The sequence below is a fragment of the Peribacillus deserti genome, assembly GCF_002863585.1.
Lineage (GTDB): Bacteria > Bacillota > Bacilli > Bacillales > DSM-1321 > Paraperibacillus > Paraperibacillus deserti_A.
Window position 1 is genome coordinate 57,479 of record NZ_PGUY01000027.1, and the last position, 22,947, is coordinate 80,425.

At 42.4% G+C, this 22,947-nt stretch carries 19 protein-coding genes; 1 reads left to right on the plus strand and 18 read right to left on the minus strand.

The features are described 5' to 3' along the window. Positions 1–22: 22 nt before the first annotated feature. The 8 genes from CUU66_RS09035 to hemA all read right to left on the minus strand — a co-directional run bounded on the left by CUU66_RS09035 (position 23) and on the right by hemA (position 8,399). The gene (locus CUU66_RS09035; protein ID WP_101641360.1) at positions 23–991 is read right to left on the minus strand and encodes an ABC transporter ATP-binding protein; all 969 of its coding nucleotides are present in this window, start codon (positions 989–991) and stop codon (positions 23–25) included. Further along, positions 972–1,982: an ABC transporter ATP-binding protein gene (locus CUU66_RS09040; RefSeq protein ID WP_101641361.1), complete on the minus strand. Its 1,011-nt coding sequence runs from the start codon at positions 1,980–1,982 to the stop codon at positions 972–974. Before CUU66_RS09040 ends, CUU66_RS09035 begins: the two co-directional genes overlap by 20 nt. Before the next feature lie 192 nt (positions 1,983–2,174). Further along, positions 2,175–3,464, minus strand: a complete 1,290-nt coding sequence (gene hemL, locus CUU66_RS09045; RefSeq protein WP_101641362.1) for a glutamate-1-semialdehyde 2,1-aminomutase — start codon at positions 3,462–3,464, stop codon at positions 2,175–2,177. A gap of 34 nt (positions 3,465–3,498) precedes the next feature. Continuing rightward, positions 3,499–4,488: a porphobilinogen synthase gene (gene hemB / locus CUU66_RS09050; RefSeq protein ID WP_101641363.1), complete on the minus strand. Its 990-nt coding sequence runs from the start codon at positions 4,486–4,488 to the stop codon at positions 3,499–3,501. Beyond that, positions 4,488–5,267 carry a uroporphyrinogen-III synthase gene (locus CUU66_RS09055; RefSeq protein ID WP_101641364.1) on the minus strand — a complete coding sequence of 260 codons (780 nt, stop codon included), beginning with the start codon at positions 5,265–5,267 and terminating at the stop codon, positions 4,488–4,490. Before CUU66_RS09055 ends, hemB begins: the two co-directional genes overlap by 1 nt. Next, entirely contained in the window at positions 5,267–6,199 is a 933-nt protein-coding gene (gene hemC / locus CUU66_RS09060; protein ID WP_101641365.1) for a hydroxymethylbilane synthase, read from the minus strand. Before hemC ends, CUU66_RS09055 begins: the two co-directional genes overlap by 1 nt. A gap of 12 nt (positions 6,200–6,211) precedes the next feature. Next, a complete protein-coding gene (locus tag CUU66_RS09065; RefSeq protein WP_101641366.1) occupies positions 6,212–7,045 on the minus strand; it encodes a cytochrome C assembly family protein in 834 nt (277 codons plus the stop codon). Between the two features lie 13 nt (positions 7,046–7,058). Further along, entirely contained in the window at positions 7,059–8,399 is a 1,341-nt protein-coding gene (gene hemA, locus CUU66_RS09070; RefSeq protein ID WP_101641367.1) for a glutamyl-tRNA reductase, read from the minus strand. 188 nt (positions 8,400–8,587) lie between these two features. Here hemA and CUU66_RS09075 point away from each other — a divergent pair, with 188 nt between their 5' ends. Further along, positions 8,588–9,076 carry a LiaF transmembrane domain-containing protein gene (locus CUU66_RS09075; RefSeq protein ID WP_101641368.1) on the plus strand — a complete coding sequence of 163 codons (489 nt, stop codon included), beginning with the start codon at positions 8,588–8,590 and terminating at the stop codon, positions 9,074–9,076. 357 nt (positions 9,077–9,433) lie between these two features. Here the strand turns inward: CUU66_RS09075 and yihA are convergent, their stop codons facing one another. From yihA to leuD, 10 genes are all read right to left on the minus strand, one after another. Then, positions 9,434–10,015, minus strand: a complete 582-nt coding sequence (gene yihA / locus CUU66_RS09080) for a ribosome biogenesis GTP-binding protein YihA/YsxC (RefSeq protein ID WP_101641369.1) — start codon at positions 10,013–10,015, stop codon at positions 9,434–9,436. Then, positions 10,016–12,337, minus strand: coding sequence for an endopeptidase La (gene lon / locus CUU66_RS09085; RefSeq protein ID WP_101641370.1), 2,322 nt, complete (start codon positions 12,335–12,337; stop codon positions 10,016–10,018). Positions 12,338–12,679: 342 nt separating this feature from the next. After that, complete coding sequence (gene lonB / locus CUU66_RS09090; protein WP_101641371.1) at positions 12,680–14,344, minus strand: ATP-dependent protease LonB; 1,665 nt, start codon at positions 14,342–14,344, stop codon at positions 12,680–12,682. A 633-nt stretch (positions 14,345–14,977) separates the two neighbouring features. Further along, on the minus strand, positions 14,978–15,112 hold the full coding sequence (locus CUU66_RS24780) for a hypothetical protein (RefSeq protein WP_257967941.1): 135 nt from the start codon (positions 15,110–15,112) through the stop codon (positions 14,978–14,980). A 435-nt stretch (positions 15,113–15,547) separates the two neighbouring features. Continuing rightward, entirely contained in the window at positions 15,548–16,192 is a 645-nt protein-coding gene (locus CUU66_RS09095; RefSeq protein ID WP_101641372.1) for a response regulator, read from the minus strand. After that, on the minus strand, positions 16,182–17,321 hold the full coding sequence (locus CUU66_RS09100; RefSeq protein ID WP_101641373.1) for a GAF domain-containing sensor histidine kinase: 1,140 nt from the start codon (positions 17,319–17,321) through the stop codon (positions 16,182–16,184). The genes CUU66_RS09095 and CUU66_RS09100 overlap by 11 nt, the downstream gene beginning before the upstream one ends. A 412-nt stretch (positions 17,322–17,733) precedes the next feature. After that, complete coding sequence (gene clpX, locus CUU66_RS09105) at positions 17,734–19,002, minus strand: ATP-dependent protease ATP-binding subunit ClpX (protein WP_101641374.1); 1,269 nt, start codon at positions 19,000–19,002, stop codon at positions 17,734–17,736. Between the two features lie 422 nt (positions 19,003–19,424). Continuing rightward, entirely contained in the window at positions 19,425–20,708 is a 1,284-nt protein-coding gene (gene tig, locus CUU66_RS09110; protein ID WP_101641375.1) for a trigger factor, read from the minus strand. A 157-nt stretch (positions 20,709–20,865) separates the two neighbouring features. Then, entirely contained in the window at positions 20,866–21,897 is a 1,032-nt protein-coding gene (locus CUU66_RS09115) for a tetratricopeptide repeat protein (protein ID WP_101641376.1), read from the minus strand. Positions 21,898–22,342: 445 nt separating this feature from the next. Beyond that, positions 22,343–22,927 carry a 3-isopropylmalate dehydratase small subunit gene (gene leuD, locus CUU66_RS09120; RefSeq protein WP_101641377.1) on the minus strand — a complete coding sequence of 195 codons (585 nt, stop codon included), beginning with the start codon at positions 22,925–22,927 and terminating at the stop codon, positions 22,343–22,345. Positions 22,928–22,947: the final 20 nt, after the last annotated feature.

A 22,947-nucleotide genomic window follows, 5' to 3' on the forward strand; every position in this document is an offset into this window, starting at 1 on the left:
TACTTAATATATATACTTACTGTCATTCATATAAATGACAGGCTGTATAATGACCGGGACTAACTTGTTTGAAAATCGGCCTTGAAGAGCTGCATATATCCATCACCTTAGGGCACCTTGTATGGAACGGACAGCCTTTTGGCGGGTTTGCTGGACTCGGCACATCCCCTTGCAGGATGATTCTTTCTTTTTTATGCTCGACATCAGGTATAGGGACCGCCGATAATAACGCTTGTGTATATGGGTGCTTAGGGCTGCTGTAAATGTCTTCACTATCTGCAAGCTCTACAATATGGCCGAGATACATCACACCCACTCGGTCGCTGATATGCCGGACTACTCCCAAGTCATGAGCGATAAAAAGGTATGTCAGGTCGAATTCTTTCTGCAAATCCTGCAAAAGATTCAGGACCTGTGATTGTATAGAAACGTCGAGAGCCGAGACTGGCTCATCTGCAATGATTAATTTGGGGTTTACTGCCAGCGCACGGGCAATCCCGATTCTCTGCCTCTGACCGCCGCTGAACTGATGTGGGTAACGATTGGAATGATAGCTGCTGAGACCTACAATCTCAAGTAATTCATTGACCCGTTTTTTCCGTTCAGCCTTATCCTTCACACCATGAACGATTAATGGTTCCTCGAGTATTTTCCTTACAGTATGCCTTGGGTTTAGCGATGCATATGGATCCTGAAAAACCATCTGCATTTCACGCCGCATCTTTCTCATATCAGCAGCCGGCAGCTCCGTGATATCTGTTCCCTCAAAAAATATTTTCCCTTCACTCGGGTCTAACAGCCTAAGCAGCATCCGGCCGGTTGTAGATTTCCCGCAGCCGCTTTCACCTACAAGTCCAAGCGTCTCACCTTTATTGATAAAAAATGAAATTCCATCAACAGCTTTTACTTCACCAATTGTTTTGCCCAGAAGTCCTCCTCTGATCGGGAAGTGTTTCTTTAAGTTTTCTACCTTAACTAATGGCTGTGTCATTCAGCTTTACTCCTTTTCCATCCTCATACAGCCAGCACCTGACTTTCTGGCCATCGCTTAAACTTTTCAGCGAAGGAGTTTTGGTTACGCACTTGTCCATCGCATGGGCACAGCGGGGTGCAAATGGGCAGCCGGGCTGGGCAGCCCCGGGCTTTGGTACATTGCCGGGTATGGAGTATAATCGTTCTTTTTTATCCCTCATATCAGGTACAGATTGAATCAGCCCGATCGTATAGGGATGTTTTGGATCCTGGAAAATAGTTCTGACATCTGCTTCTTCCACAATTCGCCCTGAATACATCACTGCAACACGTTCACAAATTTCAGCCACTACACCCAGATCATGGGTGATCATCATGATGGCTGTCTCTGTTTCTTTATTTAATTTCTTCATTAGCTCCAGAATTTGTGCCTGTATCGTTACATCGAGTGCGGTTGTTGGTTCATCAGCTATTAATAGTGCCGGGTCGCAGATCATAGCCATGGCTATCATAACACGCTGTCTCATTCCTCCTGAGAGCTGGTGGGGATATTCCCTGATCAGGTCCTCGGCTCTTGGCAGGCCGACAAGCCTAAGCATCTCTACAGCCCTGGCTTCAGCCATTTTTTTATTCCATTTTCTATGTATTCTTATAGATTCGATTAACTGCTCGCCAATTGTAAACACTGGATTTAAGCTGGTCATCGGTTCCTGAAAAATCATTGCAATGTCATTCCCGCGAATCTTTCTCATTCGGGATTCCGGGGCATCAGCAAGGTTTTCTCCCTTAAAAAGAATCTCTCCTTCAACCTTTCCGGAGGGTGAAGGAACAAGGCCCATGATCGATAAGGATGTAACGCTTTTCCCGCATCCGGATTCTCCCACTATACCGAGGATCTCCCCAGGATTAATGTGAAAACTAATTCCGTTGACTACAGGTACTTCGGCTTCATCCGTCCGAAAGCTGGTTTTCAGCTCTTTCACTTCTATGATTGGTTTGTTCAAGGACATAACTCCTTTCTCTTGGGGATATATGTAATTTATAGAATATGATTGAATTATGACATTTTTCTGATTACTTCACAATATTTAATTGGAATAATTTGAAATCTCACCGGTTTTCTTTTAGTCAAAAAACAAAAAAACAGTCGATTCCATAAGGAAATCGACTGCTTTTTTAAGAAATATTTTCCGCCCCAAAAATTATTTATTCAATGCAGAAAAAGCTTTTTCAGCTGCCTGTATCGTATGCTGTATATCCCCATCGGTATGAGCGGTCGATAAGAATAATCCCTCGAATTGTGACGGAGGAAGGAATACACCCTGCTCAGCCATTTCACGGTAATAGGAAGCAAAGAACTCCAGGTTAGAAGTTTTGGCCTTTTCATAGTTGATGACGGTCTCATTAGTAAAAAAGAAACCAATCATAGAGCCGGCACGATTAAATGTTACTGGTATGTTGTATTTTTGGGCAGCCTTGCTGATGCCTTCCTCCAGCAGATCACCTTTGCGGTTGAACTCTTTATAATCCTCAGGAGTCAGCTGGCTCAGTGTCTCGTAGCCTGCTGTCATGGCAAGAGGATTACCAGATAATGTTCCTGCTTGATAGATAGGCCCGCTTGGAGCAATCTGGTTCATAATTTCGGCTTTCCCGCCGTAAGCCCCTACAGGCAGACCGCCGCCGATTACTTTACCCAGACAGGTTAGATCAGGAGTAATACCATAGTACCCTTGGGCACAGTTATAGCCAACCCGGAACCCAGTCATAACTTCATCAAAGATTAGAAGTGCGCCATATTGTTCAGTAATCTCACGCAGGCCTTGAAGGAAGCCTTCAACAGGAGGAACGACCCCCATATTGCCCGCCACAGGTTCAACAATTATTCCTGCAAGATCGTCTCCATACTGTTCGAATGCAAGCTTCACACTGTCAAGATCATTGTAAGGAACAGTAATGGTGTTTTTGGCGACACTTTCAGGCACACCTGGGCTGTCTGGCAGTCCAAGCGTCGCCACACCAGATCCAGCTTTGATTAATAGGGAGTCTCCATGGCCATGGTAACTGCCTTCAAACTTCAGAATCTTATTTCTGCTTGTATATCCTCTTGCAAGGCGGATGGCACTCATCGTGGCTTCCGTTCCTGAGGAAACCATTCTGATGACCTCGATAGATGGAACTCTCTCAATAACAAGATCTGCGAGCTTGTTTTCTAAAAGGGTCGGCGCGCCAAAGCTTGTGCCCGTCTCTGCCACCTTTTTAATGGCCTCCACAACTCTTTCATTCGTATGCCCAAGAATGAGAGGTCCCCATGACAGAACATAATCAATATATTCGTTGCCGTCTAAATCATAGATTTTAGATCCTTTTCCTTTTTCCATGAAAATTGGATCCATATCTACTGATTTAAATGCACGGACCGGACTGTTTACGCCGCCCGGCATCATTTCCTTCGCTGCTTTAAAGGCCTCTCTGGATTTTTCATATGAACGCATCGCTATTCCCCCGTTCGAGAGTGATTGGTTTGTTTTATTGTTCTTCTTTTATCCATCTGGCTGCATCTTTTGCAAAGTAAGTAATAATTAAATCGGCACCCGCACGTTTCATGCTGGTCAATGTCTCCATGACGATACTTTTCTCATCAATCCAGCCGTTGATCGCCGCAGCTTTGATCATGGAGTACTCACCGCTCACATTATAAGCAACAACCGGCAGATTAAAGTTATTTTTCACATCTCGCATGATATCCAGATAGCTTAGAGATGGCTTGACAATCAAGAAGTCAGCTCCCTCTTCCACATCAGATTCTGCTTCACGGATTGCTTCAAGACGGTTAGCCGGATCCATTTGATAGGTCTTTCTATCACCAAATTGAGGAGCGCTGTTTGCAGCATCCCTAAAAGGCCCGTAATAGGCAGAAGAATATTTTACAGCATAAGACATTACGGGTATATCCGTGTAGCCAGCTTCATCAAGTCCAGCGCGGATAGCCGCGACAAATCCATCCATCATATTGGAAGGTGCAATAATATCCGCGCCGGCTTCTGCCTGGCTTACAGCCGTTTTTGCAAGAAGCTCCAATGATTCATCGTTCAAGATTTTTCCATTTTCCACTATACCGCAATGTCCATGGCTTGTATATTCACATAAGCAGGTATCCGCAACAACGATGATCTCTGGATGGCTCTTTTTTACAACACGGGTTGCTTCCTGAACAATTCCATTATGTGAATAAGCACCTGTGCCGCATTCGTCCTTATGATCTTCCTCAGGTACACCGAATAAGATGACAGATTTAATGCCAAGGCTGACCACTTCGTTCATTTCAGCTTCAAGAACATCAAGGGAAATCTGATATACACCCGGCATTGAAGAGATTTCATTCTTAACATTCGTGCCTTCAACTACAAAAATGGGATAAATAAAATCTTCAGTACGAAGAAAGGTCTCTCTCACTAACGCTCTCATATTTTTACTTGTACGCAGGCGGCGGTGCCTGTTAAATTGTAATTCATTCATTATAGCTTCCTCCTGCTCATATCATTTTTGTAAAAAGCAATAATAGCCTGTAACATGCCGTCAACCGTGTAAGTATCCGGGCATATTTGGACAGTCAGCCCCAATGCTTCCGCTTTATTTTTTGCGGCGGGGCCGATACAGGCCACAACACTTTCCTGGATCGCTTCTTCAAGGTTATTTTTACGGACGATTTTCATAAAATTTGCTGCCGTTGAGGCGCTGGTGAACGTAAGTACATCCGCTTTATTCGTTTCAAAGAATTCAATTAACCCGCTTTCACTTGAAGGAGGCATTTTGTTTTCATACATAATGATTTCGGTACATATATGGCCCTCGCTTGTCAGGGTCTCATAGATTATATTCCGTGCAAGATTTCCTTTTGGCAGGAGAACCTTCTCCTGCTGTTTTAATCTGCCGGTAAATTCCCGGACAAAAGCCTCCGCAATAAAACTTTCAGGAATAAAATCAATCCTGAATCCCAATCTCTCGATGGCTTCCTTTGTTTTTTCGCCAATGGCTGCAATTTTAGGATGTCCAAGTGCAGCTAGCCGTTCTTTGGTTAAACAAGCAAACTTAAAAGCATTTGCACTGGTAAAGATGATCCAATCATACTTGCCGTCCGGTAAAGATTTTCCGGTCTTCTTAAAAGAGATCATCGGAATAGAAACAGGAATACCTCCCAGTCTTTCAACACTTTTAATAAGCGGGTCAGCCTGGCCTTCTGCTCTTGTTATTAAAACCTTTATTCCGGCAAGCGGTTTATCGAATCCGGCTGACATCAGCTCTGGTCTAGTTCCTTCTTTACAGCGTCTATCAGGTCTTTTCCGCCTTTTGCCGCTAAGAGGGCAGCTGCTTCAATACCGATTGCAGCAGGATCGTTCCCTGTAAGAGTCTCTTTCAAGATGACAGAGCCATCTGGCTTTGCCACAAGTGCAGTTAATGAAATCTGGCCTGAGGATTCTACTGCATACCCGGCGATAGGCACCTGGCAGCCACCTTCCATCTTATCCAAAAATGCCCGTTCAGCTTTTACCGTGTTTTCGGTTACCGCACAGTTCAGTTTCGCTAGTCCTTCTAACAGCTCGGTATCATCCTCACGGCATTCAATAGAGAGCGCCCCCTGCCCGACAGCAGGAAGACAAAGATCAGGTTCTAGATATTCAGTTACAACCTCAGACTTCCAGCCCATCCTGGCAAGCCCAGCCGCAGCAAGGATGATAGCATCGTACTCTTCATCCTTCAGCTTTTGAAGTCGGGTATCAATGTTTCCTCTGATCCACTTAATCTCAAGATCAGGCCGGCTTGCAAGCAGCTGGGCGCTCCGGCGGAGACTGCTTGTACCTATCACGGCACCAGATGGCAGATCTTTAAGATTGATATTACCTTTGGAAATGAGAGCATCCCTATGGTCTTCACGGGGAGGAACACAGCCTATCGTTAATCCTTCTGGCAGGACTGCAGGCATATCCTTCATACTATGTACAGCCATATCTATTTCTTTATCGAGCAATGCCTGCTCAATTTCCTTGACGAAAAGCCCTTTACCGCCTACTTTCGACAGTGTTACATCAAGAATCTGGTCACCCTTTGTTACAATTTCCTTAACTTCAAATTCGTATGGAACCCCCAGGCTTTTCAGCTGATTGATTACCCAGTTTGTTTGTGTCAGAGCCAATTTGCTCCGTCTAGATCCTACAATAATTTTTCTCATAAAAGCCTCCTGTTACGAATACCAAAAATGGAATCCTGATAAACTGCCGAATAATAAAAAGTTAACAAGAACGATCAAAAAGGAACCCAGGTTCCAGAATGCAAGAGTCCTGCCGTATACCTGTCTTCTAACCTTGCGATATAAGTAAATGCTGTAGGCAATTAATACTATGAAAGAGCCGATAATTTTTGGGTCAGCCCAGGGAATGGCCGGGAGTTTAATATTAGCCCACTGCAGTCCTAGAATCAATGAAAGCAGCAGCAATGGGACCCCTATTACATTTAGAATATACGATGTTTTTTCAAGCTTGGATAAATCCCCTAGACGGGTCAGCCTTTTTCCCCATTTTTTCCGTTTCAATAAATCATACTGAATTAAATAGAGAAGCGAGAAAACGAATGAAAGAGTAAAAGCTCCATAAGAAAGGATGGCCATTGTTATATGAATCAGCAGAAGCTCAGATACTAATCTCTCGGCAAGTGCGTGTGATTCTACCTGTACAGGGGCAAATGTGTGGACAGCCATCACGATGAACCCTAATACATTGGTAAAAAAAACGGTAAAATCAATTCTCAATAGCCTATTAATTCCTAAAGAGAGTGTAATTAATACCCATGCATAAAAATATAATCCCTCAAAAATCGTTAAAACAGGGAATCTGCCAGTTTTGACCACATAAAGGCATAAAAAAATGGTTTGAAGGAGCCAAACAAATGCAAGTAACCAGAAGGCAATTCTGTTTGCCTTCCGGTTATTATTAAGGAAATCTATAAAATATAAGAGCACGCTCAAAGCATATATAACAACGGTGGCCTCGTGAAGCCTGGTCATGGATAATTCAAGCATGGAATTCCCTCACTTACCCTTGAACCGTTATCGGTTTAAGCTCTTTTGAATGTCCCCTGCTTACATCTCTGTCCGTATGTTTCTTTACTTCATCACCAATGTTAAAAATTTTCACGAAACTGTCGAGAGCTTCAGAAGAGTTCTGGCTGCCTGCGAGTTCCTTAGCATAAGAAATTGGATCCTTTAACATCTGGTTGATGATGCTCTTTGTATGCTTATTAAGAAGTTTCACTTCCCTCTCCGACAGGTCAGGAAGCTTTCTCTGGATGCTTTCCATTGTTTCGGACTGAATAGCCAGTGCTTTTTCTCTTAGAGAAGAAATAACCGGGACTACTCCAAGCATATTGATCCATTGATTGAAGCCGGATATTTCCTCTTCAATCATGAGCATGATGGTTTCAGCTGCCGCTTTTCTTTCTTGAAGGTTTGCTTGCACAATTCCTTCCAGGTCATCAATATCATAAAGGAAGACATTTTCGAAATCTGCTATGGCAGGCTCTAAATCCCTAGGTACAGCAATATCCACCATAAATATAGGGCGGCCTTTACGCATTTTTGTTACCTGTTCCATTGTATCCTTAGAAATCACAAAATCCTTTGCGCCCGTAGAGCTGATAAGGATGTCCGCTTCCACCAGGGCACACTGAAGCTCCTGCAGCTGTTTAGCCTCTCCATTGAAACGCCCGGCTAGCGATACCGCCTTTTCAAAGGTACGGTTGATAACCGTGATTTTTGTGGCTCCGCTTCCGTGCAGGTTCTGAATCGCTAATTCACCCATCTTGCCGGCACCAAGAATCAATACATGTTTGTCCTTAAGAGATCCAAATATTTTCTTGGCCAGCTCCACCGCAGCATAGCTTACAGAAACAGCATTCGTATTAATTTCGGTCTCAGCATGCGCCCTTTTAGCCAATGTCAGGGCTTGTTTAAATAAACGGTTAAAAATAGAACCGACTGTTTGTTCCTCCTGTGCGAGCAAAAAGCTTGACCGTACTTGTCCAAGAATCTGGGTTTCCCCAAGCACCATGGAATCAAGTCCGCATGCAACTTTAAATAAATGCTCGATGGCCCCTTCCTGCTCATAAATAAACAAGAAAGGAGAAAACTCTTCTTTCTCTATATTAAACCATTCGGATAAGAATTCTTTTATATAGTAACGGCCAGTATGGATCTGGTCGACTACAGCATATATTTCAGTTCTGTTGCATGTAGAAATAATTACATTTTCTAATATGCTTTTTTTAGTTTTAAGGGCTTTCATCGCCGAATCAAGCTCCGATTCATTGAAGGAAAGTCTTTCTCTTATCTCGACAGGGGCAGTTCTAAAGTTAAGGCCGACTGCTAAAATATGCATGATCCACTTGCACCCCCAAAAAATTTACGTATTTATAATTATTATTAACAATAAACATTATAGCATGTATTAAAAGCTTTATCGCGATATAATTATGAACAGATGATGAAAACTTTGCCTGTTTGTTTTTGCCTGCTCTTTTAAGTTTTCTATTATCATTTATAGACTTATGAATAAGGGGGGGAACCATGAAATCTCAATCGTTATTTCCCGGGTTTATACTAATGGGATTCGGACTATATTTCTTTCTTGAACAATCTAATATCGAACCTTTCCAGGGCTTCTTTACCTGGCCAACGCTGCTCATGATTGTAGGGATCGCTTTTCTTGTACAGGCGTATGGAGCAAGAGATTATGAGGCAATCCTGCCGGGTGTCACTCTCACGGGATTCGGCATTCATTTTCATATTGTCACAAAACTAAAAATATGGCCGGATCATATCGGCATCTTTATTCTTATTATCGGGCTTGGCTTTATCCTTCGAGCGAGGGAGACAAAGTCCGGGATGATTCAGGGAGTATTGTTGCTGCTCATAGCTGTTTTGCTGCTTTTTTATGACAGGATCACATCGTGGATGGGTCTGCTTGAGTCGAGCGCAGCGACTGCCTGGAAATTCTGGCCGTTTTTATTGATTGGATCAGGTCTATTTTTTATGCTTCAGAAAAAAAGAAAGTAATACCTTTCTATTTCCCATACAAATGCAGATTATGTCTGTCTATACACAAATTATGAAAATAAGCAGCAATATTCTTCAGGGCAATTAGCCTCTTTTGTTATAAAACTATGCCCGATTGAATAAAGCTGCAGTTTGTTAACATAGCCTTTTACATAGGCGAAGACTAAAAGCATAATGGGTGAAAATGCCATAAACATAAGCATAATTGGCAAAAGCAGGATAAGGCATAAATGTTTGCAGCTCTTTTTATACCCATACCGGTTCTAAGAAGCTGACACGGTAATTTAGATCAGTTCTAAAATCTTAGAAAAAGGGCGGCTTCATGTCAAAACAGACATCTTAAGCCGCCCTTTCCATTTACATCATGCTTTCTAATATTGTCCAGGCCTCTTCTTTTCCCAGACCTGTTTCTGAAGAAAACAAAACGATGTTATCGTCTGGATCGAAATCCAGTGTTTGCTTCGTAACTTTTAAATGCTTCTGCCATTTCCCTTTAGGGATCTTATCGGCCTTGGTGGCAATGACTACGCATGGGATTTCATAATGCTTGAGAAAGTTATACATCATCACATCATCACTGGTTGGGGGATGACGCAGATCAACAATCAGCAGAACTGCTCTGAGCTGTTCTCTTGTTGTAATGTATGTTTCAATCATTTTACCCCAGGCTTCCCGTTCTGACTTGGAAACCTTCGCATAGCCATATCCCGGAACATCCACAAAATGAAGAGCTTCGTTTAACAGATAAAAGTTCAAAGTCTGCGTTTTACCAGGCTTTGAAGAAATTCTTGCAAGGGCCTTCCGGTTTATCATTTTATTAATAAAAGACGATTTGCCAACATTCGATCTGCCGGCGAGTGCAAACTCTGGCAGATCTCCCTCCGGATATTGAGCTGGCCTAACAGCACTGATGACGATTTCTGAGGAGGTAATATTCATTTACTTTTCACCTGCCAGTGCATGCTTCAGAACCTGGTCAACATGGGAAACAAGTACGAATTCCAGTTGATTTCGGACACTTTCAGGGATATCATCGATGTCTTTTTCATTATCCGCTGGAAGAATGATCTTAGTCAAACCTGCGCGGTGTGCACTTAAGGTTTTTTCCTTCACGCCTCCGATCGGGAGAACCCTCCCTCTTAAGGTGATTTCTCCTGTCATTCCTACTTCGCGCTTGATCGGCCTGCCAGTGAGTGCAGAAACGAGAGCCGTTGCAATCGTGATTCCTGCAGAAGGCCCGTCTTTTGGAACGGCCCCTTCTGGCACGTGTATATGAATATCATTCTTTTCATGGAAGTTTTCATCTATGGATAATCCTTTAGCTTTGGAGCGTACATAGCTGAACGCTGCCTGCGCAGATTCCTTCATCACATCACCGAGCTTACCGGTAAGCACAAGCTTTCCTTTTCCTGGAGCAAGGCTGACCTCAATCTGAAGGGTGTCTCCTCCAACCGTTGTGTAAGCAAGACCGGTAGCTACACCCACTTGATCCTCAAGTTCTGCCTGCCCATAGCGGAATTTCCGTTTGCCCAGGAAGTCCTCCACGTTCTTTTCGCTCACAATGACTTTCTTCTTTTCACCTGAAACGATGATTTTAGCTGTTTTCCTGCAGACCGTCGCAAGCTGCCGCTCAAGGCTTCTTACTCCTGCCTCCCTGGTGTAATACCTGATAATGCTCATCAATGCATCATCTTTCACCTGAAGCTGGGACTTCTTCAGACCGTGTTCTTCCAGCTCTTTCACCAGCAGATGCTCTTTAGCGATATTCAATTTTTCAAGCTCTGTATAACCGGCAATTGAAATAATCTCCATCCTGTCTCTAAGCGGGCCCGGGATGGTAGCCAGATTATTGGCCGTTGCTATAAACATGACCTTGGAAAGATCGTATGTTTCTTCAATATAATGATCGCTAAAGCTATGATTTTGCTCAGGATCCAGCACTTCCAGCATAGCTGCAGAAGGGTCACCCCTGAAGTCATTCGACATTTTATCGATCTCATCGAGCAGGAACACAGGATTGACGGTACCTGCCTTTTTCATTCCCTGAATGATCCTGCCGGGCATGGCGCCTACATAGGTTCTTCTATGACCGCGGATTTCAGACTCATCCCTCACTCCGCCAAGGGACACCCGGACAAAGTGGCGGTTAAGTGAGGATGCAATCGATTTGGCAAGACTCGTTTTCCCTACCCCTGGAGGTCCAGCCAGGCATAAAATAGGTCCTCTTAAGGAGTTCGTAAGCTTCTGGACGGCCAGATATTCTAATACACGCTCTTTAACCGTTTCCAGTCCATAATGGTCTCGGTGGAGGATTTTTTCCGCTTTGGCAATGTCTAAGTCATCTTTTGTAGAATTCGTCCAAGGAAGAGACACAAGCCACTCGATATAATTCCGGATTACAGCGCTCTCTGCAGAGCTTGCAGGAATCTTCTCATAACGGTCCAATTCCTTGGCCGCCGTTTCCTTGACATGATCCGGCATTCCGGCTTGATCAATTTTCTCTTGAAGTGCAGCCACTTCTCCTGTCTTGCCTTCTTTATCTCCCAATTCCTTCTGGATGGCTTTCATCTGCTCACGCAGATAGTATTCCTTTTGGGTCCGTTCCATGGAACGTTTCACACGCTGGCCGATCTTTTTCTCTAAATTCAATACTTCCTTCTCGTTATTGATGGTTTCGAGGACTTTAGCGAGACGCTCCTTCACATCAATCGTTTCGAGGATTTCTTGTTTTTCCTTCAGCTTTAACGGAAGATTGGATGCAATGATGTCTGCCATTCGTCCTGGCTCTTCTATATCAGCGGCCGATGAGAAGGTTTCAGAAGAAATTTTCTTGGACATTTTTATGTATTGCTCAAAATATTCAAGAAGAGATCTCATTAAAGCCTGATGCTCTACGTCCTTCTCAGTGCTGTCTTCAAAGGTTTCGAGCTTGGCAGAAAAATGTGTTTCTTCATCAAAGAACGTAAGGATACGAGCTCTTTTCAAGCCTTCCACAAGCACTCGGATCGTACCATTTGGAAGCTTGAGCATCTGCTTTACTTTCGTGAGCGTTCCCATTTCATATATATCCTGTTCCGCAGGCTCATCTATCGATACATCCTTTTGAGTTGTCAAAAAGATTAAATGGTCATCCACCATTGCTTTTTCAAGTGCATGGACCGATTTATCCCGCCCTACGTCTAAATGCAGAACCATGGTAGGGTATACAAGCAATCCTCTAAGCGGAAGGAGGGGAACGAGAATTTCGTTATTATTCTCCATTTTCACTGACACCTCCTGTATAATTACAGTTTTCTTTTACTAGGTAAACTTACCTTTTAACTCAGCTTTTTACAATTCTATCTTATTTGAATAAATGTGTCTATTGTTCGAGATGGGTGCTTTTATTATCTCCAAAACGGGCATGAAAAGCACGCAATAAGTAATAGGTATTTTTTCTTCCTCTATCCAAGCTTATGCGGGGAGGATCAACACTAGTTTCTATATATATACATTCCCTGATTTATTTCCCTTAAGCTGCTTCTTACCGACTAATTAAAAAATCGGCCATTCCGGTTCATAACGCTCACGGTTCGCGTCAATGTTACCGGCAGCCGAATGGAACTATACACTTTCTTTTTTGCTCAAGTCTGGATGTGTCAGGATATCGTCAGGAATAACCTCTTTTAAGAGGGCAATGTCAAATACCTGTGATAAATGCTTCACAGGAATCACTTCAATTCCTTTGACATCCTTTAGAATTCCCTGCATATTCTCTTCGGGAATGATTACTTTTTCAGCACCGGCTTTTTTAGCCGCTTTGATCTTAGGAAGCACTCCGCCAATGGCTTTTACATTGCCATGGATGCTGATTTCACCTGTCATGGCCACCTTATGGTCTATCGCTATCTTATAAACCGATGAATAGATGGCTGTCGCCATTGCAATCCCAGCTGATGGTCCATCTATCGGAACCCCGCCTGGGAAATTCACGTGTATGTCATATTGATCGGCGGGCACCCCCATCGCCCGGAGAACAGTAATAACGTTCTCGATCGATCCTTTCGCCATGCTTTTTCTTCGGATCGATTTGCCTGAACCGCCGATACTTTCTTCTTCCACGATTCCTGTTATATTAATTGAACCTTTTTCAACTGCAGGAAGGACAGTAACCTCTATCTCAAGAAGCGCCCCGCTATTTGGTCCATACACTGCCAAACCATTAACGATCCCAACCTTTGATTTACTTAAAATCTTCTTTTCTAGCCTTGGAGACAACTGGCTGGAATGAATAACCCATTCCATATCCTCATCTTTTATGTAATCCCTATCTTCTGTTATCGCGAGTCCTGCTGCGATTTGAATAAGATTCACAGCTTCCCGCCCATTTCGCGCATAATTAGCGAGAGTGGTTAACCCATAATCACTAATTTTGAGACTTACTTTGTCGGCTGCATTTTTAGCAACTGCTGAGATTTCTTCTTCATCCAATTCTCTGAAGAAAACCTCCATGCATCTTGACCGAATAGCCGGCGGTATTTCGCTGGGTGTCCGTGTTGTGGCTCCGATCAGCCGGAAATCTGCTGGCAGCCCATTTTTGAATATATCATGAATATGTGCCGGTATCTGGGTGTTTTCTTCTTGGTAGTAAGCACTTTCTAAGTGAACTTTACGATCTTCAAGAACTTTTAAGAGCTTGTTCATCTGGATTGAATGCAATTCTCCAATCTCGTCAATAAATAATACGCCTCCATGGGCATTTGTAACAGCACCCTGCTTCGGCTGCGGGATTCCTGCCTGTCCCATCGCACCAGCTCCTTGATAAATGGGATCATGGACAGACCCAATCAATGGATCAGCAATTCCCCGTTCATCAAAACGGGCTGTAGTTGCATCTAATTCGACAAAAACAGAATGTAACTGAAAAGGGGACTTGGGGTTTCTTTTTGCATCTTCAAGCACAAGTCTGGCCGCTGCCGTTTTACCTACCCCAGGAGGGCCATATATGATCACATGCTGAGGATTGGGACCGCAAAGTGCAGCCTTCAACGATTTAATCCCATCCTCCTGCCCGACTATATCACTGAAGCTTTTTGGCCTGACTTTCTCCGCCAAAGGCTCGGTAAGCTTAATGGATCTCATCTTCCTTAGCTGATCCATTTCCTTTCTTGATTCCCGGTCTATTGACACCTTCTGGGTCCGCTGACCTTTGAGAAGATTTAAAAAATACATCCCAATAATAACCCCAAAAACCAATTGGATTATCAACGCAATTCCTGTCCAACTCATCCTTTTCCCTCCCGCAAATACCTTGCTGATTTGTATTGCTAGTATCTCCCTCATTGAAAAGGAATAAACCATTTATTTAAGGTACACCGGACAGATTTAACGGGGAGAGGGTGAGTATGCCAAATTAAATACACCTGCTTAATTTGACAGGTGCTTTTTTAATCTGAATTTTTGTATGTTTACAGAGTTTAACTTTAATTTTATTCAGGGAGGTATTGCAGTTTAGCGGCTGACTGGCTTAAGTATAGATATATGCACAATGGCCCTTTGGTTAAGCTTCAAAGTGTCTTGTAGCAGTCCAGCCTGTATCAAAGGAGACATGCGAAGAAAAGAGGTGAAATTTCACTTGATCAAACACACCCTTCTAATAGATTTTGTGTTTTATAGTCTGACCGTTATGAGGGAATATGGGGACCAGGTAGGCATTCGAGTGTCCTTCCGCTATAAAAATCTTCCTTTCTGGACTGAGACTGCTTCATTACCTCATCGGGAAAGCTGCAGAATCAAGTATTTACTTCATCATAATCATCGTGTACGATATCTGACAGAGTACTATATGCTTCCTGACGAGTCTCATCAAACTTGTCAGCCATGCTGCTTGTCCAAAAGATCAGGCTGGATAATGAGGCGTATTTAATGAAGGCTTTCCTTCTGCTCCCGGTCTATTCCTCCTTTTGTCCTTTGAAGCCTACCCATTTTTTCTTCCACATCTGCTGATTTTCCCGAGATAGCACTATATATCTGATTAAGCTCATCGCCAAGTCCCATGAAATTCTCCTAAATACGGTTCTAGGATCAGGCAATTATGTATTATTTCATTTTATAGAAATTTCACCATCTACTAGAAATGGATGTACCTGTATAACCTAAACAAATAGTAATAATTTACCACTTGTTTCTTTACCAGCATCTCTGTATTCAAACTCAGTACTTATGATTATTTTACATATAAAATGCTTTCAACTGTTACGCTTCCTATTCTCACCCCTGCTGCATCTCATGAATACTTTCCCTGAGGAGTATTCCAATTTAATCCAATTAAGAGAGGTGCATAACCTTCTTCCGCTTTTCGATCAGGTGAGACCCCACAGTCGGAGCGGGGAGAATCAGGCGCCCGCCCCGCGAAAAAGCGAGAATCCTCACATTCCAATCAACCCCCTTATTCCATAACAACAAAGTTTTTCACAAAATGCCTAAAGGACTTCAGGGTTTTTTCAATCCATTTCTGACCGCATATAAAGCCGCCTGTGTCCGATCGGCCAGCCCAAGCTTTGACAAGATGTTTGATACATGTGTTTTCACCGTTTTTTCAGTAATAAAGAGGGCAGATGAAATTTCTTTATTGCTCTTGCCGCTTGCAATTTCCAATAAAACTTCCTGTTCTCTTTTTGTCAATTCATTGATCAGCGACTTTTCGTTGCGACCGCTTCCCGAAAGAGCGGAGATTAGCTGGGATGTTGCTTTTGGGTGAATTTGATTTTCTCCGTTCACTATTTTCTTAATGACAAGAACTAATTCATCCGGTTCTATATCCTTCAGCTGATATCCTAAAGCCCCGGCTTCGAGTGCAGGCAGAACATGATCCTGGTCGGAGAAGCTCGTTAGAATCAGGATACGGGATTCTTGCTGATGTTGTTTAATCTGTTTTGTTGCCTCAATTCCATTTACCCCCGGCATATCCAGATCCATTAAGATGATATCCGGCTGCAGCTCCATGGACATTGCAACGGCTTCAGTGCCATCCTTTGCCTCCCCTGCCACCTCAATTCCGTCCTGTGTCTGCAGAAATAGCGCCAGGCCTCTTCTTACGACATGGTGGTCATCTGCGATTAATACCTTAATAGCCATGCTTGCCCTCCTGAATAGGAATTTCTACGATAATACGAGTCCCTTTTTCTGTGTTACTCTCAATTCGAAAGATACCATTTAATGATTCAGTCCGCTCCTTCATCGTTACCAGGCCCATGGATGTCAAATGTTCATTCCCATGTAAAAGACAGCCTCTGCCTTCATCCCAAATTTCCAGAAGAATAGTGGGTGTACTTACATGAATCCGTACAAATACCTGATTTTGACCGGAATGTTTTTTGCAATTATTCAAAGCTTCCTGACCAATCCTCCAGACTGCTTCTTCAACTCTAGAAGGAAGAGTGATCAAACCCTGAACTTCAGTATATACTTTTAATCCAATCAGGGTCCCATAGCTGGTTAATGCATGAACGACTCCATTTTCCAGCCCTTTGGGACGCAGCTGCCATATTAATGCTTTCATTTCAGCCAGTGCCGTCTGGGACATTTCCTGTATATATTGAAAAGTGTCTTTAACCTGGGGCTCCTTTGACATTTCTCTTCCGGCCCGGGCAGTTAATGAAACGGAAAATAACAGCTGATTTACCGAATCATGAAGATCCCTCGCAAGACGATTCCTTTCAGCAGCAACTGCTGCTTCCTGTTCCAATTCATGCAGCTTAATTCTTTTGACAGCCGTACCTATTTGATAGGCCACTGATTCGAGCAGGTCTAGTTCCGTTTCATTAAAATGAGTTTTATAAGGTGAAGCCACATTCAAAAGGCCGAATTGCTCATTACCTGCTCCTAATGGCACCGTAGCGTGATGCGTTAAGCCGCAAGCATCTCCGGAATTAGATAGGATGGCATCCTCCAGTCTTTTACACTCCATGATATTTGAAGCTTTGTGCAGTGTCCCTCTGGTAAATTTACTTACACACCAGCAGTTATTAGAACACATTGGTTTTAAATGATCCTGGGTTAGTGCTGAAGGGAGATTCTGATAAGCTGCCAATTCATTCTTACCGCTTTTATCTATTAAAAAAATCCAGCCAGTCTTAAATTCTGTAATACGGAGAAGCATCGCCAGTACTTCCTGAAGCACCTCGCGGAGATTGGTACCCTCATTTAACTTTTCTGCAATATCTTTAAGGATTTTTAATTTAGAAAACTTTTCCTGCTCTGCCACCGTAATCCTCCTCGGGTACCGTTCTTTCCTCTATTATCATTAATATGAAGTAGTTTGGAAAGGAATTATTTGCGAGGAACACATCCAGCCTGGGCATTCACTGAATTCTCTTGGGGATTTTATCCTTATCCCATTTATAGGAAAATTGGATTTGAAAAAGGTTTGCAGGATTTTTGAGATATATGCAGGATTTCGGAAACTTATGCAGGATTTTTAAGATATTTGCAGGATTCCAGAAACTTTTGCAGGATTTTTGGGATATTTGCAGGATTCCAATAACTTAGGCGGGATTCTTATAATCTCTGCCGGCGCCTTATCCAAACAGTAAAAAACAAAAAAGCTGCCGGCTCACATAAAGCCGGCAGCTGATATTTAGACCCTGAAAGAGCTTGTCTTTCACCAAGGTTTCTAATTAAGCAGAAGTTTTCTTTTCTTTCCCTGTTACAAGTGTCCCGTCTGTAAGAAGCAATTTAGGCGGCTTGTTTTCGGTAATGGTTTCTGCTGTGATGATGCACTTGTCGATATCATCACGAGACGGCAGATCAAACATAACCTCAAGCATAATGCCTTCGATGATGGAACGAAGTCCACGGGCACCTGTTTTGCGCTCGATTGCTTTCTTAGAGATTTCGTTTAATGCTTCCGGCTCGAATTCTAAATCGACATTGTCGAGCTCAAGCATTTTCTGATATTGCTTAACAAGCGCATTCTTTGGCTTGGTAAGAATTTCGATTAATGCCGCTTCATCCAGCTGTTCCAATGTTGCAATGACTGGAAGACGTCCGATGAATTCCGGAATAAGTCCAAACTTCAGCATATCTTCTGGAAGGACCCTTGTAAGAAGAGACTTTTGATCGACATCTTCTTTTTTCTGATCCCCGCCAAATCCGATTACTTTTTGGCCTAAACGGCGTTTGATGATCGGCTCGATGCCATCGAATGCCCCGCCGCAGATGAACAGAATATTCGTCGTATCAATCTGGATGAATTCTTGATGCGGATGCTTGCGCCCTCCTTGAGGCGGAACGCTTGCAGTTGTACCTTCAAGAATTTTAAGAAGTGCCTGCTGAACACCTTCACCAGAGACATCACGTGTAATGGATGGATTTTCAGACTTTCTGGCAACCTTATCGATTTCATCGATGTAAATGATGCCTTTTTCGGCTTTTTCTACATCATAGTCTGCAGCCTGGATCAGCTTCAAGAGAATATTTTCGACATCCTCACCCACATAACCAGCCTCAGTCAAGGAAGTCGCGTCAGCTATGGCAAAAGGTACATTCAATAGTCTTGCCAGGGTCTGAGCAAGGAGGGTTTTACCGCTTCCTGTAGGCCCGATTAAGCAGATATTACTTTTAGCAAGTTCTACATCATCAATTTTGCTGTTGGAATTAATACGTTTATAATGATTGTAAACGGCAACTGCAAGCGATTTCTTTGCCTGCTCCTGGCCAATTACATATTCGTCTAAGATTTCACGGATCTCTCTTGGTTTGGGAACGTCTTTGAATTCTACTTCTTCTTCCGTCCCAAGCTCCTCTTCCACGATTTCCGTACATAATTCTATACACTCATCACAGATATATACTCCAGGCCCGGCAACCAGCTTACGAACCTGTTCTTGAGTTTTGCCGCAAAAAGAGCATTTCAGCTGCCCTTTTTCATCGTTAAATTTAAACATTAAAATTTCACCCCTTTAAATACTATCCCTCAAAAAAAGCTCAGATGCATCAACTATACTCAGGAAAAGGGTCTACATTTGCTGTCAGCATTTTTCTCTATGTAAAGTACATAGTACCATACTTTGTATTCAAATAAGAAATAAAAATGCTTAGCCCTTAAACTGGCATGGTCCCAGAGCCAATAAACTTTAATATGTATATTGCCCTTTACAAGCATTTCCAAACTAGGCGATTTCAAACCGATAATAGTTAGATTGTAATATGTATATGCATTATTAGAATTAATCTACACTGATTCGGGCAAAAAATCAATTCTAAACCTTCTATAAGTATGAATCAATATGTATAAAAATTATTATATGTATGGAGTGGATAGTATAAAACAAGGCACGAGTATGTCGTGCCTTGCCAGTATAAAAAATTAAACTGTTTTGCTGTTTTCTACCAAGAAGTCGATAGCTTTGCGGTTTTTAAGGTCAGACTTAATGCCATCAAGGCTTCCAAGAGCCTGTTTAATGCTTTCAACATCCATATTGTACATTTCAGCCATTTTGCTTAGTTCTTCATTTACTTCTTCTTCAGATACTTCAAAGTTTTCAGCTTTGCTGATTGCTTCAAGCGTCAAGTTTACGCGTACGCGTTTTTGAGCTTCCTCAGTCATTTGGCCGCGAAGAGCTTCTTCATCCTGGCCTGAGAATTGGAAGTACATTTCAAGATTCATACCCTGCATTTGAAGGCGCTGGTCAAATTCGCTCATCATGCGGTCAACTTCGCTGTCGATCATCACTTGAGGGATTTCAACTTCAGCATTTTCAGCAGCCTTTTCCACTACAGTATCGCGGACATGATGTTCTGCTTCATGCTTTTTGCTGTCAGCAAGACGGTTTTTAGTTTTTTCTCTCAACTCAGCTAATGTTTCAACTTCGTCGTCTACATCTTTAGCAAATTCATCATCTAGTTCTGGAAGCTGTTTAGATTTGATTTCATGAACAGTAACTTTGAAAACAGCTGGTTTTCCAGCAAGCTCAGCAGCGTGGTATTCTTCTGGGAAAGTGACTTCTACTTCCTTTTCTGCTCCAGTCTCAACACCTACTAATTGTTCTTCAAATCCTGGGATGAAAGAACCTGAACCTAATTCAAGCGAATAGTTATCGCCTTTTCCACCTTCAAAAGCTTCGTCGTTAACGAAACCTTCGAAATCGATAACAACAGTGTCGCCGTTTTCAGCTTGTCCTTCTTCTTTAACGACAAGCTCAGCCTGGCGCTCCTGAAGAGATTTGATTTCATTTTCAACTTCTTCATCTGTTACTTCAGCATCGAACTTTTCAACTTCAAGTCCTTTGTAATCGCCAAGTGTTACTTCAGGCTTAACAGTAACAGTTGCTTTAAAGATGAATTCTTTTCCTTTTTCAAACTGATCCACATCAATTTCAGGGCGGTCGATTGGATCGATGCCTGCTTCTTCAACAGCGCTGCTGTATGCTTCAGGAAGAAGATAATCAATAGCATCCTGGTATAAAGATTCTACACCGAAACGTTTTTCAAACATCTGGCGAGGCATTTTTCCTTTACGGAATCCTGGAACGTTGATTTGTTTTACAACTTTTTTAAATGCAGCGTCAAGACCTTCGGTAACTTTAGCTGAATCTAATTCAACTGTAAGAACACCGCGGTTCCCTTCTAATTTTTCCCATTTTACAGACATGCAGTTCCCTCCAAAAAATCTATATTACTAACTTTAATAACATCTGGATGAATATAAAGTCTTTTTAATTTTACAAGTCATCCTAAATTAGGGCCTAAAAGGCTGATTACAACCACTATATTATAACATAGGTTATCTTTCTTTCAACAGCAGGAGCTTAAATAATAGGATAAGAAATTTCTTCAAACTTTCTGATTCTATTTATTATCTCATTTATGTTTTCAGGGTCCCCGGAATATTTCTTGGCGAGCCCCGCTATGGCTGCTGGTTCACCCTGATATTCAGCAGTGAGAAAATGGTAAGCTGCCGCCCAATCGTTAAAGCCCTGCTCATGAGGCTCGAATGGATATAAAACAAAATTATGGCGTTCGATCAGACTCTGGGCAAATTCCATAAGAGTTGGATTTTCATGTGAAAGCCTTGACTCCAGCTCTTCCAATGTTTGAATTAAGAACTCAGTGTGCATCACATCAGGCAAGTGATCCGGGTTTACCTTCATACTCCTGCCAAACTTATGAATTTCAGTTTCTTCCTGCACCGACTGTTCTTTCAGAATGTTAAGCAATAATGTTTTTAAAAAAGGATGAGCATCCGGATTGCCGAGAAAACTCTGCACTTCCATTAAATACGGGCGTATATTCGTATGTGCAAGCTGTGAAATCAGCAAAAGCTGTTCTTGTTCGGATTTTTGGGCTAAAAAGTCCAGTTCCCCCGTTAATGTATCATCATCCAGATCAGCTGTTACATCAAGGATATCGGTTTCTTCTAAAGCACGTTCGCAGAATTCAAGCATTTTATAGAACTGTTCCTCTTTATCAGGAGGTACCTGTTTTTCTTCCAGCAATGCCTTTATGGTATGAATCATTTCCTCATGTTCATTCAAGTTAAGCAGGATCATTAAATAGATGTTTACAACCTGGAAATAGTCGCCGATACCTTTTAGAAGCAGCTCTCTGCACAGTTCCTTAGCTTCCTTGTAAACTCCGAGCTCCACCCATGACACCACCAGTCCAATGTTAAGCTCTGGATTGTCAGGGTCAAGTTCCCTTGCCTGATTGAAAAGTTTCGCTGCATTTTTATATTCTTTGTCTTTTAGTGCATCCAGGCCCAGATCGATTAACCGCTTAGCAAGTCCGGGAAAAGGAATGACCTTTCGATCCCTTTCTGCCTTTTTGTTTTTTCCTCTCATAAATGAAACCGCCTTAGACGTTTATGGTTTATTGTGAATCAGTGTAGCATGTAATGTTTGGAAAAACAAAAAATTACAGGTCCAAGAATTAATATTATGCTATGAATGCTTGGCACGATTTTAACATGAATGCTCTTTAAATTTGCCTTTTGAAGATATTGCAGGGCGCCCGGTGTGAGATGTTCAAGTCTCTTAACCAGCTTTTCCCGCAGGATTCCAAGTATCCATCCATGCCGTTCAAAATATAAGACAACCTCTACAATGATTTTTATAGATCTAAAATAAAGGCTATGTTAAAAGTCATTGTTGATTTTTGCACGATGTTGATTGGAACGGATATGCGAGACTCCCGCGGAAAGCGAGTACCCTGCTAGCTGAAATCAACAGCCATGTTTAACAGAGCTAAAATAAAAGGGATCCCTCTTATGAAGGGATCCTCCTCGTACTATATTCCAGAAGCTTTTTCAAAAGCATCAATCTGGGGACCATAGCGCAGTGTGATTGATATTTCATCCCAACCGTTAACCAGAAGCTCTTTCCAATAAGGATGAATATCAAAATGAGCGTTGAATCCGGTTCCCGATTTCACGTGCTGGTTTGGCAGATCAACTGTGATTGCCTGATCCCCAGCACAGACAGCCATTAAGGTTTCTACTTCTTCATGATTTAATTTAATAGGAAGAATCCCATTCTTAAAGCAGTTTTGATAGAAAATGTCAGCGAAAGAAGGTGCGATAATGATACTGAACCCGTAATCCAGAAGAGACCATGGAGCATGCTCTCTTGACGAACCGCAGCCAAAGTTTTCACCCGCAATCAAGATGGATGCGTTCTTATTCTGGGGCTGATTCAGTTCAAAATCCTCCCTTTCTGTCCCATGTTCATCATAGCGCCAGTTATAAAATAGAAATTGCCCAAACCCCGTTCGTTCAATTCTTTTTAAAAATTGCTTTGGAATGATTTGATCTGTATCCACGTTTACCCGGTCCAGAATTGCCGCTTTTCCTGTTACAATAGTAATAGGTTTCATCAAAAATCCCCCTACCAAGT